The organism is Frankia tisae (assembly GCF_025403405.1).
Taxonomy (GTDB): Bacteria; Actinomycetota; Actinomycetes; order Frankiales; family Frankiaceae; genus Frankia; species Frankia tisai.
Genome location: NZ_JANEZT010000632.1, coordinates 1 through 2,012, shown reverse-complemented (window position 1 = coordinate 2,012; position 2,012 = coordinate 1). Strand labels below are relative to the sequence as shown.

The following is a 2,012-nucleotide window of genomic DNA, read 5'->3' as shown; positions in this document are numbered from 1 at the left end:
CCCCCGCTCTGCGCCACCCCGCTCTGCGCCACCCCGCTCTGCCTCCGCCGCACCGCACCCGCCTTCGCGGCCGCGGCCGGATCCAGGCGTCGAGCCAGGTGTGGCCGGGCTCCTCGTGGGCCCGACCGGCGGGCCGGGATGTCCTGCCGCGCGTCGGCGATGCCCCCGGGCCCGGACGCCCGGACGCCGTGCCCGGCGCCAGGCACCCTTCGCCGGGTGGCCGCGTCGGATGCGCGGCGTCGGATGCGCGGTCGGACCAGGCCAGGGCCCCGGATGCGCGGGGAGCCTCGGGCACCCGAGGCGTCCGCATCGGCGTCTCGTCGTCGGAGGGCGTGGGGGTGGGGGTGGAGCGGTCGTCCACGGTTTCCGCGACTTGTAGGAGACAACCGTCGTGCATCGATCACACCGCCGCCGACCCCTCCGGTGGGTACCGGCCCTCGCCGCGCTCGCCGTGGCCCCGACCCTGCTCGCCGCCTGCGGTTCGGGCGGGTCTGCCGACGCCGGCTCCGCCGCCGCAGCGCCCCGGTCCGGGGGCACCCTGACCTTCGCGGTCGGCTCCGACGCCGGCTGCGTCGACCCGCAGCAGGTCGGCAGCAACGACACGATCTACTCGATGCGCCAACTCGTCGACTCGCTGACCGACCAGGATCCGCGCACCGGCGCGATCGTGCCGTGGCTGGCGCGCAGCTGGGAGATCAGCCCGGACGCGCGGACGTTCACCTTCCACCTGCGTCCGGGCGCCACGTTCAGCGACGGCGCGCCCGTCGACGCACACGCCGTCAAGGCCACCTTCGACGCCGTGCCCCACCTCGGCGTGCTCGGCCAGCTCGCCGTCGGCTACCTCAGCGGGTACACCGGCACCACCGTCGTCGACGACCTCACCGCCCGGGTCGGCTTCGCCCAGCCGAACGCGCAGTTCCTGCAGGCATCCTCGACGTTCTCCCTCGGCCTGGTGTCGCCGGCCAGCGCGGCGAAGACCCCGCAGCAGCGCTGCAGCCAGGGTGTGGCCGGCTCGGGGTCGTTCACGCTGGCGAAGTACGTCCCCGGCCAGTCGATCACCCTGACGCGGCGGGCCGGCTACGGCTGGGGCTCGTCGCTGTGGGCGAAGAAGGGGGAGGCGTACCTGGACTCGGCGGTGTTCCGGATCGTGCCGGAGTCGGGTGTGCGCACCGGCAGCCTGGTGTCCGGCCAGCTCGACGCGATCGGCTCGGTCGGGCGGGCCGACGAGGCGGCGCTGCGCGGCGCCGGGGTCGCCCTGCAGGCCCGGGCCAACCCCGGCGTCGTGTTCGGCCTGTCGCTGAACAACTCCCGGCCGCTGCTGGGCGACGCGCGGGTGCGCCAGGCCATCCTGTTCGCCGTCAACCGCGGCCAGATCGCTGACACCGTTTTCCCGACCGGCACCCGGCCGGCGACGAGCGTGCTGGCGCACACCACCCCCTACTACACCGACCTCGGCGCCCAACTGCGCTTCGACCAGGCGCGGGCGCGGGCGCTGCTCGACGAGGCCGGCTGGCGGGCCGGCCCGGACGGGGTGCGCAGTAAGGACGGCGTCCCGCTGCGGTTGACCATCACCTGGGGTCCCGTCGCGGCCACCAACCAGCCGGCGCTGGAACTCGTCCAGCAGCAGCTGCGCGCCGTCGGCGTCACCGTCGTGCTCCACCAGATCCCGATCTCCCAGTTCGGCGCGATCCAGCGGACCAGCGACTTCGACGCGCTGTGGGGCAACATCACCCGCGCCGACCCGGACATCCTGCGCACCTCGTTCTCCACCACGCTGCTGAACACCTACCGGCTCGCGCCGAGCGAGCTGGACACCGTGCTCACCGACCAGGCCGCGCAGCCCGACCCGACGAAGCGCCGCGCGCTGGTCGACCGCGCCCAGCGGCTCATCGTGGCAAACGCCTACACGGTGCCCGTCGTCGAGCTGCAGACTGAGCTCGGCGTGTCGAAGAAGGTGCACGGCCTGGCGTTCGAGGCGTCGAGCCGGATCCAGCTGCACGACACCTGGAAGG

1 protein-coding gene is annotated in these 2,012 nt (G+C 74.3%); it reads left to right on the top strand.

The features are described 5' to 3' along the window. Window positions 1–391 precede the first annotated feature (391 nt). A partial coding sequence (locus NBZ85_RS30700) for an ABC transporter substrate-binding protein (RefSeq protein ID WP_261563376.1) occupies window positions 392–2,012 on the top strand: 1,621 nt, incomplete at its 3' end.